The organism is Paenibacillus sp. GYB003 (genome assembly GCF_036577625.1).
Taxonomy (GTDB): Bacteria; Bacillota; Bacilli; order Paenibacillales; family NBRC-103111; genus Paenibacillus_AB.
The window spans coordinates 121,029-136,623 of the sequence record NZ_JARBDC010000066.1 but is presented as its reverse complement, the minus strand read 5'-3'; the positions used below and the strand labels follow the sequence as shown (position 1 = coordinate 136,623).

Genomic DNA, 15,595 nt, shown 5'->3' with positions numbered 1-15,595 from the left:
CGATCGGCGGCCTGGAAGCAAGCGTTGAAATAAGGTCATGAGTTAAGGGGCAGGAAATGTCAATTGGTTCACAATACATTCTAGATGAAGAGTTTGAGATAGTAAAAGCTAACCATAGAGAATTCGCTATACACTACACAACATATCGAGAAAACATTTTTTTCAGACAAAGCTGGGAAAAAAAAGTTCCGATCGAAGCAAGCCAATTTACGTATATGGAATTTTACCATGCAGAAACAGGTAGATGATTCGACTACCGGTTAATACAAGGGGTGGATTATTTGGTAATTTTAATAGGCGGCAACAGTCAAACCGGTAAAACATTTATGGCTCAAAATTTACTTGAAAAATATAAAGTTCCCTATCTTTCCGTTGATCATCTGAAGATGGGGATATTTAATTTTGCCGTGCGGCAAGCTCCTTTTCGTTTATTGACGCAACAGACAGAATGATACGACTTTACTGTTGACGACACCTTCATGAAGCAGTATGATTTTGCCAATTTAGCTTTTTTTGTGGGGAGGATCTGGATGTCTGATATTCAGGCAATTGTACTGGACTTGGACGGAACCTTGCTCGGTAGCGATAAATCGATATCTCCCAGGAATTATCGGGCGGTTAAAAGATGTTTTGATTCTGGTATTCATATTATTATTGCCACGGCGCGGCCGCCTAGAGCGGCTAATCAATTTTTGAAGAAGTTCCCTTTTGTAGACTACATGGTTTATTACAACGGTGCTTTAATTGCATGCAAATCTAAGCAAAATGAGCGGCACATTAGTATCCCTATGGAAATTAGCCAACAGATTACCAAATTCATCGAGTTACGAGTACCTCAATCGATAATCTCATACGAGGTTAATGATTCATGGTATACGTCTAGACCGGTTCCTGACTCCCAATGTGCCCGATTAGGTATTCGCTCGAATGACCCGAAGCCCCAGGTTGTTGATAAAGATTTTATTAGTTCACTGTCCCCGACCAAAATATTGGTTCTAGGTTGCAGCACATGGAAGGATATATTCGAGCAATTCGGTGACCATGTGAACGTGCTCGCAACCGATGAAGGAGTATTGGTTCAAATCATGCATAAATCAGCCTCAAAGGAAAAAGCCGTGCAATGGTTGTTAAGCGATATCGGAGTGAAATCGGAAAATGTAATGGTATTCGGGGATGATTTTAACGATTTAGGCTTATTCCATATGTGCGGATTTCCGGTCGCAATGGGAAACGCGATAATTGAGCTGAAACATTGTGCAAAGCACGTAACCTTATCCAATGATAAGGATGGTGTTGCTGTTGCACTTGAGAAATTTACGGTGTCCTTACTTGCCGATAATGATTTACCTAAGATAGTTGAATAACGGGAGATGGTCCCGCTGGAGCGTTAGCGGCGCTACCTCACGGATCGGATCAGGAGGTCGCGCGATCTTTCGGAATCGACCTCCGCTTTTTATTTTGCCGGAAGTATGGGCTTTATTATCGATCATTTTCCCGCGAGCCCAGATTTCTTAAATTCGTCATCCATGAATTGCGCCAGATCGCTCAAGCTTTTCTGGTAATCGGAGCTGTTCATCACAATCCATTCCAGATTTTTTCGAAGCGCAGTCTGCACATTGAGGATGTCGGCGTTTGCTTGATGCGCGTCTTTACGGAGATAAGGAATGGAGGAAAGCAAAACGCTGTAGAAAGGGTCCCGCTCTATGGACGGCGTTACCTTTTTGGAGACGCCAAAACCAAATTTGTGCAAAAACTCCTCGCTAATTTCGTTGTCATCCATCATGACGTATTTCATAAAGTCCCAGGCCAGTTCAGGGTTCCTCGACTTCTGCAAAATTCCGATGCCCGCGAAATTGCCCAAAACGGCACGATCTTTTTTGGAAAAAGAAGAGGCAACTGCGACCCCTACCCGCTCCCTGTTCGCGGGCGACAGTAAAAAGGTTTGGCTGTAATGAGTCACAAAGAGCCCTACTTCCCCATTTTCCAGCTGCTTCAGCGTGTTCTTATCCTGGACCGTATCGAACAGCCCTTGCTTCACTTGTTTGGCGTACCATTCAATCGCTTCGACCGTCGGTTTGCCGTCCAAGTAACCAGTAAACACAGTTCCGTCAGGTGAAACCACGCTTCCGCCATTGCCCAGAAAGAGTGTCGACATGGTTCCTAATTGAACCGGGAAAACCGTTTTACTTTGCTGTCCTCCGTCCAAATGGCCGATCCGTTCGGCGGCTTCCGCCAGTTCTTCCCACGTCCAATCTAGTTTCGGTTCGGCAAGCCCGGCCTTCTGGAAAACAGACTTGTTATACATGACAATCATCGGGCTGACGGCAGTTGGCAGGGCAAGCAGCTTGCTTCCTTGGCTAAAACTGTTCAACAATGATCGATCGAAATAATCGGTTAAGGAAACGCCGCTCCCCTTGGCAATGAAACCAAGATCTGAAAAGAAGCCCTGCCGTTGACTTTCGGTACCGGTAAAAAAAGCAGGATTCCCGGCAACCAGATCGGGCGGCTCCCCTTTTTGGATCAAATCTTCGATTCCTTTCCGATAAGCGGCACTCGAGAATGCATTGCCGCCGGAGTTAAAATAAGTATAAGCTATCGTAACGCCCGGTTGTTTGGCCTCGAACAGCCGTTTGGCTTTGTCCCATAATAATTTCTGCTCATCGCTGGCTCCATCGGAGAACAGCGTTACGGTTTTAACAGCAGGCTCCAGCTTTTTCATTGCAAGGTCGCATCCCGCTATGGGCAAAAGAAGAGCGGCGGACCCGATCCAAGCAAGAATCGACTTCAACGCATGTCCCCTCATTCCGCACCTGTATAATAGTTAAGAATATTTGATTGTAACAAATATATCACTTATACCCATATAGTGGAACCGACTGTTAAAAGTAAATAAACCATTAGACTGAAAAATAAACCAACGAAAGCAACCAGTTTCTTTAGGCGAGCAGAGTGAAGATCCCCGAAGACACCTTGTATTCAGGAAAAACCTGATCCAAAACGGCTTGGCGGATTAACCACAACTTACGATAAGACCAAGTTTGAACTTAAATTAAAAATCTGAAATACACTTTATCGAATTTTAATCATTTCAGTATCAAACTTTTATTTTTATAGAGGTAGCTTTTCATTTTCAGTGGTTAAGATGAAAGGCAAGGTTATCATCGAAGATATTCGGGGGGAAAGCTTATGGGAAACCAGCTGCTTCTGGACGTACGGGGATTGACGAAAACTTTCGGTTCTAGGACCGTCGTGGATCGTCTGAATCTTCGAATTGAGGAAGGGGATATATACGGGTTCCTCGGCACGAACGGTTCAGGAAAAACAACGACGATCCGCATGATAATGGGCCTCGTCCATCCCGATGCCGGCGAGGTTAGGATTGGCGGGTTTCATCTGAAATCGCAGTTTAAGGCTGCTATCTCTCTTGTAGGCGCCATTGTTGAGAATCCGGCTTTTTACACGTATCTTTCCGCCTATGATAATCTCAAGTTGACGGCGAACCTTTTGCCGGGGGTAACGCGGAAGCGGATCGATGAAGTACTTGAAATCGCCGGACTGTCCGATCGGGCTAAAGAAAAAGTCGGTACTTACTCGCTTGGCATGAAGCAGCGGCTTGGCATTGCGGGCGCGCTTCTGAATCGGCCGAAGCTGATTATTCTGGACGAACCTACGAACGGACTGGATCCGCAAGGAATGAAGGGAATCAGAGAGTTGATCGCGCAGCTCGCGGCGGAGCAAGGCATCTCTTTTCTGATTTCAAGCCATCTACTTCATGAAGTCGAACAAATATGCACCAAGGCAGGCATTATCCGGAAAGGGAAGCTGATTGCGGAGGGTGAGGTCAGGCAGCTGCTTGCTTCGGGAGAGGAAACCGTAGAGATCGTCACTTCGGAACCGGACAGGGCGGTGCAGCTTCTAAGATCAGCATCCGAGGTCATTTCCGTTTCGCGCTCCAAAGACCAACTCATCGTCCGAACGAACGGCGATTGCTCATTCAAGCTGAATCAATTGCTCATGGCGAGCGGCGTTCACATTCGAACCATTAGCCGAAGGCCTCGGACGCTTGAGCAATTCTTTTTCGACATAACGGAAGGAGATGGCGGGCCGTGATCAGGCTGCTCCAAAACGAGTTTTACAAAACTTTCAGATTAAAGAAGCTTTATATTTTCATGGCTATCCTGGCCGTTCATGCCTGGTTAACCGTTCATTTCTATAACGCAGGCGGGGAATGGAAGTCGGTGATTCTGATGCCTAACGGTCAGTCTCTCCCGCTGACGCTCCTGAACAGCATGGCTCAATTTATGACCGTATTTATTCCCATCTATGTTGCCGACCTGATAACAGGTGAAGTGAAAACCGGCACGTTAAAAATGTCGTTACTGCGACCAGTCCGGCGAATCGAATGGCTCAACGCCAAAATCGTCTCCTTATTCGTATTCATGACGGTACTGCTTGTTTTCTCCATCGCAGCGGAATACGCGATCGGAACGCTTGCATTCGGTTGGGGCGAACAAACACTCTATGCCGGATCGCTGTATACGCAAACAGAAGGCGTGTGGCTGACGCTTCGCCTGACCTTCTCCATGCTATTGCCGTATATGGCTTGCGGAATGATTGTGATGTTCATTGCCGTATCCACGACGAACATAAGCACAACGATCGGGTTATCCATCGGCGTGTTGACCGCCGCGCAATACTTGAATGCTTTCGAGCAGCTCAAACCTTATTCCATTGTGAACCAAATGTATTTTTTTCATGAATATGTTTATCGGATAAACGGGGATGCCGCGGCTCAAAACATCGCGCTGATTGCCGGATATATCGCCGTCTTCTATCTCGTTAACGCAATTATCATAAAGAGAAAAGATTTCATCCTGTAAGGGGGTACGCTCCTTGAGCAAGCTCATCCAATGCGAACTCTTCAAAGTGTTCAGGCAGAAAAAGCTGTATTTGTTCATGCTTATTCTGACCGCTGTGGAAATATCGGCCGTTTTTCAAATATATCGGAAAGCAGCCGGTTTCACTGGCTTCGGGCCCAATGGTCAGTCGTTTCCATTGACCGTACTCCAAAACAGCACATTTTTTATTCCTATTTTGATCGCGATCCTGGCGGCCGATTCCATTGCGGAGGAATATCGGAGCGGCAACCTGAAAAAGGCGCTTCTTTGCCCGGTAAGCAGGATGGATCTGCTTCATGCCAAAATCGTGTCTATGTTCACCGTTGTGGCGGTTCTGCTTGTTTTTCTGGTTCTTTCCTCTTATGTTATCGGAACTCTGTCTTTTGGGTGGGGGGAACGAACAGTGGTCGACGAAATTGTTTATACGTTTAGCGAAGGGGGCCGGCTTGTGGCCCAAATCGTCCTGCTATCTGTGCCGCCTAATCTGGCGTTCGGCATGATCGTTATTATTGCAGCCTTGCTGACGACAAATCCAGGCGGTTCCATCGGAGCAGCTCTCGTGCTTTTAGCTGTTTCTCCGCTTGTCGAGGGAATCCCGCAGGTTAGAGATTTTTTTATCGGTTATCAAATGCGGGTCATTCCCTTTCTTCCTCTACACGATATGGCTGCGATGGACTTGTGGGGCGGTTTGGCCGTCATCATCGTCTATTTTGGTGTTCTATACGCGGGCAGTGTTATGATGATAAGGAAAAAAGATATTTTGATTTAAATGGGGTGAACCTGTGCCGTTTGACAGAATCTTGATCGTGGAAGATGAGAAGGAAATCGCCGAATTGTTAAAAGACTACCTGGTGGAAGAACATTTTGAGGTCATCATCGCCAGCGACGGACGAGAGGCGATACACCTATACAGAGAATACCTGCCGCAATTGATGATTTTGGATATCATGCTGCCCAAGCTTGACGGAATGGAAGTATGTCGCACGATCCGATCGGAATCGTCGATACCGATCATCATGCTTAGCGCCAAGAAAAGCGATGTGGATAAAATTATCGGACTAGGGATCGGTGCAGACGATTATATCGTTAAGCCTTTTAGTCCAGGCGAGATTATCGCAAGGGTCAAGGCGCAGCTCCGAAGGGCCAATCAGCTTTCGTCTCCTGCAGGAACGTCGGAAATCATCCGATATCAAAATCTGGAGCTCGATGTCAAGGCATATGAAGTGAGGGTTCAAAATCAACCTGTTCCCTTCTCGGCTAAGGAGTTCGAGGTGCTTCGTTTTTTTGCCCTTCATCCGAATCAGGTATTGACTCGCGAACAAATTTTCCGGCATGTATGGGGCTTCGACGAACGTGGGGATCTGAACACCGTAACTGTTCATATTAAGAAAATCCGGGAGAAAATCGAAGTCGACCCCGCCAATCCGACGATGCTCAAAACGGTGTGGGGAGTCGGCTACAAGCTCGACGGTGGTCCGCGATGAAGCTCGGAATTCGCTTCAAGCTGATCGCAACGCTGACCGTGATCGTCATCGTTCCTGCTGTTTTGACGAGCATTTCCGGAGTCCGAGAAAAGCATACGGATCCAATCGAAGGCACTCTTGGAATAAACTTCATGTTCCTGATCGGTATTCTGACGATGGCGTTTGTTATTTGCGCTTATCTATTAGCGCGGGTCATCACAAGACGTATTCTTCTGCCGCTTAAGGAATTGAATGCTGCCGCGGAACAGATTATGAACGGCAATTTGGATGTTGAAATTCGGAATCGATACCATGACGAGATGGGCCGTTTCTGTTCCGCTTTCGATATCATGCGAGCCAGGTTAAAGGAATCCCTGGATCGGCAGGCTGCTTACGAACGGTCCCGCAATGAGCTGATCGCGAATATCTCCCACGATTTACGGACACCGATTACATCCATTCGCGGATACGTCGAAGGTTTGCAGGACGGCATAGCCCGGGATGAGCAGAAGGTCGCCCGGTATCTTGCGGTTATCAAAAACAAAACCGACCTGCTTGACCGCTTGATTGAAGATCTGTTTCAATTCTCGCAATTAGAGTCAGGACAACTGGTGATGGACCTTCGGGAACTAGACAGCCGAGAGTTCCTCGAAGCGATGATGGCACCATTCGAAATGGAGTTTCATGATACCGCGGTTGTATTGACTGTCGAACGGCCCTTCCCCTCCAGACCTATTCAAGTCGATCGAGATCGCATGGCGCAGGTGTTTGAAAATATCATCGAAAATGCAAAAAAATATGCCGGCAATCCCGCTGAAGTGACAGTTTCGACTCGGGACGAAGCGGACCGGATTCGGATTGTAATCAGAGACAATGGGGTTGGAATCTCCGAAGAGGATATTCCATACTTGTTCGAACGCTTTTATCGAGGAGAAAAATCGCGCTCCCGTGCGTTCGGGGGAACCGGATTGGGTCTTGCTATATGCAAACGAATCGTAGAAGGTCATGGCGGTCATATTGGGGTGCAGAGCAAACCGGGGGCAGGCGCCGAGTTTTACTTGACATTGCCGGTTGTCAAAGAGGATTGAAGAACGGGAGAGGAGTTCACATCGTGTTTCGTTACTATTTTATGGCCTTGTGCGTGATTATTGCGGACCATGCGGCAAATGGCTTGTGTCGACTTATATGAAAATCGGACAAGAAATCCCCTTGATACCTGGAGTTCTTGGGCTTGCATCGATCCGAAACAAAGGGGCTGCTTTTGGCATTTTGCAAGGACAAATCACATTTTTGATTATCGCGACGACCGTTGTCCTTATCGGAATTATGCTCTATTTACCCAAAGCGCACCGTGAAAAGACGATCTTGCCTTATGGCTTAGCCCTTATATTAGGCGGAGCGCTGGGCAATTTTATTGACCGTGTTTTTAAAGGGGAGGTTGTGGACATGATTCAAGTTCGTTTTTTCCACTTCCCCGTTTTTAATGTAGCTGATTCCTTCTTATGCATCGGTGTCCTTATTGTATTGATTCATTCTTTGACAGAGTCACGTCATAAGGATGAAGAGTTGAAGGAAGTGGTTAAATAAAAGAAAACGCGGGCAGGTCCATCTTCGTGTTTTTCGGCTTGAACCATGACGCTAACGGGTACGATAGTTGAATAAATGCAACAACGACGGCAGCCGGCCAGAAGGGTCGGCTGCCTTTGTTCACCTAACTGGCAGTAGAGATCAACTAAAACCAATAAATCCCTGAATGCTGCCCCAATGCGATATATGATTAAGGAAACGAATTCTTGGCGCCAGAGTATGGGGAGCGTTACCTTGTACAGAAGCGGGAAAACAAGTTTGTCCATGATCAATCGGGGCATCTCATGCGACATAAGGATAAAAACGGAGGATACAAGAAATGAACAACCATGATGAAAGGTTTGTAAAGCCCGAAATACTGGCACTTGTTTTGAGTAAAATGCTCGACAGGACGGTAACCCGCGCAGATTATCAACTCAAAGGGTTGCAAGGCGGGACAGTAGGAGATGTTCGGCTTGTAACAGGCATGGTTGAAACTTCCGATGGTGAAAATCTGCCGTTTAAGGTGATTTGGAAAACACAGAAAAAATTTGAGCGTTATGGAGATCCGGATTCGTGGCGAAGAGAATACGACCTCTATACGTCGGATCTCAAAAAGGTTTTCTTCGATTCGTTCCGCTGTCCGGAGTGTTACCACGCCGAAATAAATGGCGATGAGATTCAACTGTGGATGGAATATATTGATGGTGTGTCAGGCTTAAATCTGACCCCGGAAATGTATGAACGTATAGCCGAGGAATTGGGGCGATTTCAAGGCAAGCTGTACGCTGAACGACCAAACGTATTGCAGCATCTGTCCAATTTAAGCAAGGTCGAGTTTGCGAAAAACTACTATCTGCGGTACCGGTCATGGAATGTTTTGTATGATTACATACGCTCCGATGACTGCGAAATTCCGAAGCACCTATGTAACATGCTCATAGACATAGATAACAATGCGGACGAAATATTCCGTCGCATTGAAAAGCTGCCAATAGTGCTTTGCCACCGAGATTTTTGGGTGGCCAACATAATCTATTCGGACAGTAACATCGTACTTATCGATTGGGATACCGCCGGATGGGGGTATATGGGCGAGGATATCGCGAGTTTAATAACGGATGAAGCGGACGTCCGCCATATGATTGAATACTACCAAAGATGCATTCCGGCGTATTACAGGGGTTTTTCGGAATATGCGGATGTGTCCCATATCTCCGATCATTGTATCTATGAACGAATCCTTATTATGTTCGGATACAGGCTTGTGGAGTGGTATAAATTCGCCGAGTCGCCGGAAGATAAATCAATGCACCTTAATACCTTGCAAAAAATCCATGAGATGAGAAATATGTAGATGAGTATAACGAGCACTCCGAGATCGAAGCAACTCTGGATACACATGCAGCGGGTGCGTTTCCGTCTGATCCGGCTCAAGGAAAAAGGGCCGTTTGCTTATACTGAATTTCATAAAAAGGCGGTCGATCTGATACTGGACAAAGAGACCCGAGGCGCAGTAAACTGTCGGTAGATCGAAGGCTACTCCTACAAAGACACGCTTCTTTTTAAAGCGCGAAGCGGAAAGTTTCAAGCTCATCGGCGTTGCTTTTTTGCAAGAGAATCCGGCCAGGAGAACTCCTGAGATCGCAGCAACACTAAATGACCTTAAAAAGAATAGGCGGATACCTTTATCTCGATTCACCGGCCTATTCGTTTTAAAGGAATAAAGCTGCAGCTCCAAAGCGGGAGAGGGCCGAAATGGAGGCGAATGGTCGTGGGCAACATCAAAGTGCTGCTATGGTTCGACGTGGAGGATTATATAACGCCGGAGGCGCAGGACGCTTGGGCGGGGATTTTACGCGTGCTGCGGGAAAAGCGGATTCCCGGCATTTTCAAAATCGTCGGGGAGAAAGCGCGCCTAACCGAGGAAGGCCGACGCAACGATATATTGGACGGCTTATCGGGCCACGAGATCGGGTATCATAGCGACCTGCACAGCCATCATCCGGTCAGCACCGAATATTTGGAGCATCTCGGCTTTCGCGAAGGAGCGGCCGCATTCGAAGAGCGCGAGCGCGGCGGCTTCGCCGACGTCCGGCGCATAACCGGCTCTCCGGTCGCCTGCTACGGTCAGGCGGGCTATGCGTGGGCGCCACAAACGTTCGCTGCGCTAAGAAAATGGGGCGTTCCGGTCTACTTGGACGATCACGATCAAATCGCGCTGAACGACCGGCCGTTCTGGTACGGCGGCTTGTTGAATTTTACGCGTCTCGGGGCGACGTTCCATTTGTCGCTCGGGGAGGGCGGTCTGGAGCGGACGCTGGCCGAGTTCGAGCGTCATTGCGAGTCGTTGGCCGACGAGCCGGTCGGATTTATTAGCATTTACTGCCACGAATGCGATTTCGTCTGCGACGGTTTTTGGGATGCGGTCAATTTCGCGAACGGCCGGAATACGCCGCGCGAGCTGTGGCGTCCCGCTCCGCTCAAGCCCGCGGGCGAGATGGAGCAATGGCTGCAGCGGTTTGGCGAGTTCATCGATCGTACGCATTCGCCCGGACGAGTCGACTATATCACGACGCAGCAGGCGCTGGAGCTCGAATGCTCGCGGCCCGGAACGGCGACGGAAGACGACGTGCGGCGGCTCGCTTCGTCGGTGGACCGCGAGCTCGGCTTCCGGGAGCTGGACGGCAAATGGTACTCCGCGTCGGAGCTGCATTCGCTGTTCGTCTCCCTGTTGCTCGGTCGCGAGCTGACGCCGAGGCTCGATTATGGCCCGGAACAGGAAGCCGCCAGCGAGAAGACGGGCGATGGGGACAGGCTGCGCGTAGCGGATATTAAAACGGCGCTGGCGGAAACGGCGGAGCCCCGCGTCCTCGGCTTCGGCCAGCTTCCCAACAGCTACAGCGTGGCCGGACGCAAGGTCAGCGTGCTCGACCTTACTTGCACACTGGCCCGTGTCATCCGGCTCGGTTTACGGGATGACGAGACGGTGCCGCTTGTCGAAGGCGTATTGGAGACGAAGCGGTACGCCCGTGACACGGAGCTGTGGGGGCCGCGCTGGTGCATATTCCCCGATCAGTTCCGCGCGCCGAATACGGTGCGGATGTCCGCCTTGCAAACCTGGACGTTGAAGCCCGCGTCTTTTGCGCTTGCGGGTTCGTGAGACGATTGGCGATCGCGCGGCCATGTATTCGATATTAATCAAATTCAGGTCTGGCTGAAATTACAGCCAGGCCACTTTGATTTGCATTCTCGGACCAAGGAACCTCACCGCGCAGCTGCACTTGCCGGCGTTGGCTGCGCAACTCGGTCTTAGCCTCCAAGTTTATTGCCATTCAGCGAAAATAATAGAAAATCGAAGATTGAATGATTTCCCGTTTTCAGAAATCGAATGAATAGGGCATGCCGATAGGCTTCTGCATGTGAGGAAGAAAAGGCGAACGTACGTTTTTGAAAGTTGATGAAGAATGAACTTGTGCTTTACTATGAAGCAGAGTTCTTCCAAATTATTGAATTAAGGAGAGGTTAAAATACGGGGCTGCCGGTTCAAAAAATCGATATGCAATTAAACATACTGAAACGTGATTGTTTTGCAGCCGGACACCCCGCGAGCCGATAGAAGTAAAACTTAACGAGAAGTGTAAGCGATTTCGGATTTAGGAGGGAGAAGGAGGCACATGGAAGCGGCCAGAACAATAGAATCTATTGAGGAAGAGATCATTAATGACATGAAAGACAAGTTCGGATGGCGCATTCAATCGGTTACACCCATTCACTTGGGTCACGGAAATTTGAAGTGGATAATGAATACCGACAGCGAATCCTACTTTGTGAAAAAATATTGTAAAGTTCGGTATCGAAGAGGGCTTGAGGAGGTTCATGAAGCGCTGCTGCATCAAGATTTGATGTATCGTGACGGCCTGCCTTGCCAGCCGGTATATTCGTACATTAATCGGTATATTCATCGTCTGCAATCCGAAGAAGATTATATGGTTACGGGCGTCAGCAAAGGGGAGCTGATCCGGGCGGGGACTGCCAATCTGCAACAAATGTACAGTCTCGGGGAAGCCACCGGAAAAATGCACAAATGGATGAATCTCCATATGCCCCGACGAACGGTTCTGCATTGGGAGTTATGGAGTAAGCAAAAAATGATGGACAGATTAGAAACAAATTTGCATGAGACGTATGAAGCAAATCACAACAAATACGTTTCAGCCATTCAAAAGCAAATGGAGATCCTTAACAGCCTGGACATGAATATATTCGAACCGTGCGCCAAGGGGTGGGCCCATTGGGATATGCATGTGGACAATCTTTTGTTTTACAAAGACGGACTTGCGGATATAGTCGATTTCGATCGATTGCAGTTTGTTTATCCTGATTTTGATATCTCCCGAGCATTGTTATCATGTGCCCTCCAAGATGGCCAAATGAGGCTGGATGCTGTAAACGCTTATGTTGAAGGTTACAGGGTTCATATGAGCTTATCCGACGAGCAGCTTGTTCGTTCCTTTAAGCTTACTTGGAATAAGGAGTGCAAGTGGGTTCATGCCAAGTACAGCAATCAAAAGACAATGGGACGATTTATCGATGAGATGATTTGGATCGGAGACAACTGGAACGAACTGGATGAAATTTTCAAGCTATGAATTGAAAAACGATGACCTAACATCGCTTGTGCCTATAAGGATGATCAGGTTACGCATATGTTTTTTCACGAGAATACGCTTGGAGAACGAATGTATGGCTACGTTCTTTATGATCGCCCAAGTGGAGTGGCAAGAGCTCGAATGGATCGATCCCAAGACGGTTCCGTAGGAGTCAAATGATCTGACAGCAACGGACAAGAGCGTATTCGTTTAGTGATCGATGCCAACGATGTTCCGATACTCGAATTCCTCAACGAAACAGGAGAAGTGGTTTACAGTCTTCCGCCTAAAACAACAAAATTAAATTTTGCAGCCGGCCAGAATGGCCGGCTGCTCTTGGTTTGAGTGTAGCGATCGCCTCAAAACTTATTGAAAAACCGCATTTGCGCTGCACGGGTATTCAAAATAAAGGAAATCCTGCACATCCGGAGAATACTTATTCAGTTTTCGTTCGACCGAACAAGACTGGACGGTGGTATAGATGAAAGTCATTATTGGTGCGGGACTTACCAAGTATGAGGGTTGGCTTAGTACGCAAGAAGACGAATTAAATTTGCTTTCTCCGGAAAGCTGGAACAAATTATTCGAGCCGGGGAGCATTGATGCACTGTTGGCCGAACACGTATGGGAACACTTGACTTATGAGGAAGGGCTCATTGCCGCGAGCCGTTGTTACGAGTTTTTGAAGCCCGGCGGGTATATTCGTTGCGCCGTTCCCGATAAAAATTTCCGTAACGAATGGTACCAGCAGATGGTTCAAGTCGGTGGTCCGGGGCCCGCGGATCATCCGGCGGCAACCCATAAAATCGTTTATGACGCCGAAACCTTCGTAGGAGTGTTCGAGAAGGCGGGTTTCGAAGTAACATTGTTGGAATATTGTGACGAATTGGGAGATTTTCATTATACATATTGGAACGAAGCAGATGGAAGGATAGGCAGGTCTTTTCGGTTCGATACGAGGAATTCGACAGAAGAACTTGGTATGGTTTCCATAATCATTGACGCCAAGAAACCGTTGATCGTGAAGAGCAAGTCCTGAGCATTGTCGCTCCATGCATATGATAAAAAAAGTTCGGATGCCTTTACAATCCTGACAGCCATGTTGTCAGGATTTTTGATGTATGATCCTATTCGGATGACATGCGCAAGTTCATCGACAGAGGGGGCGAAGGCCGTGAGACTGGACCGTTTGCTCGGGATTACGCTGGAGTTGATGGCCAAAAAGAGGGTAACCGCCGTGGAACTGGCCGCCAAATTCGAGTTGTCGGTGCGCACCGTCTACCGCGATGTCGAGCTGATTAACCAAGCCGGCATTCCGGTTGCGTCATTCACCGGCGCGGACGGCGGATTTTATATCCATGAAAATGAGGAAGAACCCGTAGAGCTTCTGATTCCAATTGAAAATTAGATCGTGTCGGTCCAAAAACGGACAGCTGCAGAACACTGCCGCTGTCCGTTTTTTTATGGCGAAACGATGACGTTCTTTTTCAAAATGTCCAAGTCGCGCTCCAATTCCTGTAAGGAAGGTAACGGAACGGGCGGCGTTGGAAGATACGTACGTGCCGCTGCCGGTAACCGCATAGATTAATCCTTAGTTTTCGCAAATGTTGTATGCGCGCGTAATAGTCGTGAAGTTCACATCCAAAAAATCGGCCAACTCCCGTTGAGGAGGCAGTTTGGTGCCGGAAGCCAGCAGCCCGTTTGCTATATCATGCTCCAGTAAGGAGGCTAGAGATTGATAGATCGGGCGGTTCAACGCCGTTTTGTCCGGTTTCCAGGACATCGGGTTGTCGGCGAAGGAATTGATCGGCATACGATACCTCGCAATATTGTAATCCATACAATTATTCCGTTGATTGTATGGATTTTCACGTTTAAGATAGCTGATAAGGAATTGGACTAGAGGAGAAACCGATCATCATGACAAAGAAAAAGGTAGTGTATTCCGCATTTCGTGCAGCCTTGCCCTCCACAATCCCCATCTTGGCCAGTTTTTTATTTCTGGGGATTGCGTACGGGATATTCATGAACGTATCCGGATTCCATGCGTTGTATGCAATTGCGATGAGCTTGTTGATATTCGCGGGCTCCATGGAATTTGTAGCCGTTAACCTGCTGCTCGGTGCTTTTAACCCGTTAGGCGCTTTGTTTCTGACGGTAATGGTCAATGCCCGTCATCTGTTTTATGGAATATCCATGCTTGAAAAGTACAAAGGTACGGGCCTGAAAAAATTTTACTTAATTTTCGGTCTCTGCGACGAAACGTTTTCCATCAACTATGCGGCCGATATCCCCCGAGGAGTGGACAAAGGATGGTATATGTTTTTCGTGACGCTGCTTAACCATGTGTATTGGGTGTTGGGGGCAGCTATTGGCGGGCTGTTCGGATCGCTGGTGCAATTCAATATGGAGGGTCTTGAATTTGTTATGACGGCGCTGTTCGTTGTGATCTTCATCGAGCAGTGGAAGAAAGAGTCCAGGCACCACAGTGCGTTATTGGGATTGGGAATGACTTTACTCTGCCTTCTTGTTTTTGGCAGCCGTAACTTTATTCTTCCCTCCATGATAGGCATACTCTGTATACTTACTTTGATGAGAAAGCAACTTGAAGCTACAGGTGAAGCTGGATGGAAATGACATTGCTTGAACAGCTCGTAACAATCGGCATGGTAGTCCTGGGTACGATGTTGACACGATTCGTCCCGTTTCTCTTATTCCCGCCTGGCCGGTCCACTCCATCCTATGTACGGTATCTCGGAAAAGTATTGCCGGCCGCGGCTCTGGGGCTATTGGTCATTTACAGTATGAAAGACGTCAGTATCTTATCCGGCAACCATGGCATACCGGAACTGATTTCGGTTGCAGTCGTTGCATTGCTCCATATTTGGCGGCGGAGCATGCTTTTATCCATTGCATGCGGTACGATTGTCTATATGGTATTCGTTCAAATGGTTTTTTAACAAATAAATCGATAACATAGCAATTTATAAGAAATCCCTTCCTTGGGCTTCCCCTA

Annotated in this window: 15 protein-coding genes and 2 pseudogenes; 15 read left to right on the top strand and 2 right to left on the bottom strand. The window is 47.9% G+C overall.

From position 1 onward, the window contains the following. Positions 1 to 281 precede the first annotated feature (281 nt). A complete protein-coding gene (locus tag PV407_RS21290) occupies positions 282 to 452 on the top strand; it encodes a hypothetical protein (RefSeq protein WP_332092005.1) in 171 nt (56 codons plus the stop codon). A 78-nt stretch (positions 453 to 530) separates the two neighbouring features. Continuing rightward, entirely contained in the window at positions 531 to 1,364 is an 834-nt protein-coding gene (locus tag PV407_RS21285) for a Cof-type HAD-IIB family hydrolase (RefSeq protein WP_332092004.1), read from the top strand. A 122-nt stretch (positions 1,365 to 1,486) separates the two neighbouring features. On the opposite strand, the gene PV407_RS21280 is transcribed toward PV407_RS21285, so the two are convergent. Further along, entirely contained in the window at positions 1,487 to 2,719 is a 1,233-nt protein-coding gene (locus PV407_RS21280) for an ABC transporter substrate-binding protein (protein ID WP_332092003.1), read from the bottom strand. 467 nt (positions 2,720 to 3,186) lie between these two features. Between PV407_RS21280 and PV407_RS21275 the strand changes: the two genes are divergently transcribed. From PV407_RS21275 to PV407_RS21225, 11 genes and pseudogenes are all read left to right on the top strand, one after another. Continuing rightward, on the top strand, positions 3,187 to 4,110 hold the full coding sequence (locus PV407_RS21275) for an ABC transporter ATP-binding protein (protein WP_332092002.1): 924 nt from the start codon (positions 3,187 to 3,189) through the stop codon (positions 4,108 to 4,110). Further along, entirely contained in the window at positions 4,107 to 4,880 is a 774-nt protein-coding gene (locus PV407_RS21270; protein ID WP_332092001.1) for an ABC transporter permease, read from the top strand. Before PV407_RS21275 ends, PV407_RS21270 begins: the two co-directional genes overlap by 4 nt. Before the next feature lie 13 nt (positions 4,881 to 4,893). Continuing rightward, positions 4,894 to 5,667 (top strand): ABC transporter permease, encoded by a 774-nt coding sequence (locus PV407_RS21265; RefSeq protein WP_332092000.1) that lies wholly within the window; start codon positions 4,894 to 4,896, stop codon positions 5,665 to 5,667. A gap of 37 nt (positions 5,668 to 5,704) precedes the next feature. Next, on the top strand, positions 5,705 to 6,382 hold the full coding sequence (locus PV407_RS21260) for a response regulator transcription factor (RefSeq protein ID WP_332091999.1): 678 nt from the start codon (positions 5,705 to 5,707) through the stop codon (positions 6,380 to 6,382). Next, positions 6,379 to 7,449 carry a sensor histidine kinase gene (locus PV407_RS21255; RefSeq protein ID WP_332091998.1) on the top strand — a complete coding sequence of 357 codons (1,071 nt, stop codon included), beginning with the start codon at positions 6,379 to 6,381 and terminating at the stop codon, positions 7,447 to 7,449. Before PV407_RS21260 ends, PV407_RS21255 begins: the two co-directional genes overlap by 4 nt. Before the next feature lie 97 nt (positions 7,450 to 7,546). After that, positions 7,547 to 7,948, top strand: coding sequence for a signal peptidase II (lspA, locus tag PV407_RS21250; protein WP_332091997.1), 402 nt, complete (start codon positions 7,547 to 7,549; stop codon positions 7,946 to 7,948). A 319-nt stretch (positions 7,949 to 8,267) separates the two neighbouring features. Beyond that, positions 8,268 to 9,284, top strand: coding sequence for an aminoglycoside phosphotransferase family protein (locus PV407_RS21245; protein WP_332091996.1), 1,017 nt, complete (start codon positions 8,268 to 8,270; stop codon positions 9,282 to 9,284). Positions 9,285 to 9,701: 417 nt separating this feature from the next. Continuing rightward, positions 9,702 to 11,090 carry a hypothetical protein gene (locus tag PV407_RS21240; RefSeq protein WP_332091995.1) on the top strand — a complete coding sequence of 463 codons (1,389 nt, stop codon included), beginning with the start codon at positions 9,702 to 9,704 and terminating at the stop codon, positions 11,088 to 11,090. A gap of 514 nt (positions 11,091 to 11,604) precedes the next feature. Beyond that, positions 11,605 to 12,579 carry a phosphotransferase gene (locus PV407_RS21235; RefSeq protein WP_332091994.1) on the top strand — a complete coding sequence of 325 codons (975 nt, stop codon included), beginning with the start codon at positions 11,605 to 11,607 and terminating at the stop codon, positions 12,577 to 12,579. 481 nt (positions 12,580 to 13,060) lie between these two features. Then, positions 13,061 to 13,618, top strand: a complete 558-nt coding sequence (locus tag PV407_RS21230; RefSeq protein ID WP_332091993.1) for a class I SAM-dependent methyltransferase — start codon at positions 13,061 to 13,063, stop codon at positions 13,616 to 13,618. A 135-nt stretch (positions 13,619 to 13,753) separates the two neighbouring features. Beyond that, a pseudogene (locus tag PV407_RS21225) lies at positions 13,754 to 13,930 on the top strand (helix-turn-helix transcriptional regulator); the annotation flags it as partial. A gap of 165 nt (positions 13,931 to 14,095) precedes the next feature. Here PV407_RS21225 and PV407_RS21220 read toward each other — a convergent pair. Then, a pseudogene (locus PV407_RS21220) lies at positions 14,096 to 14,392 on the bottom strand (GntR family transcriptional regulator); the annotation flags it as partial. Between the two features lie 107 nt (positions 14,393 to 14,499). On the opposite strand from PV407_RS21220, the gene azlC reads away from it, so the two are divergent. Continuing rightward, on the top strand, positions 14,500 to 15,216 hold the full coding sequence (gene azlC, locus PV407_RS21215; RefSeq protein ID WP_332091992.1) for an azaleucine resistance protein AzlC: 717 nt from the start codon (positions 14,500 to 14,502) through the stop codon (positions 15,214 to 15,216). Next, positions 15,207 to 15,539: a branched-chain amino acid transporter permease gene (locus PV407_RS21210; protein WP_332091991.1), complete on the top strand. Its 333-nt coding sequence runs from the start codon at positions 15,207 to 15,209 to the stop codon at positions 15,537 to 15,539. Before azlC ends, PV407_RS21210 begins: the two co-directional genes overlap by 10 nt. The last annotated feature ends 56 nt before the right edge of the window (positions 15,540 to 15,595 follow it).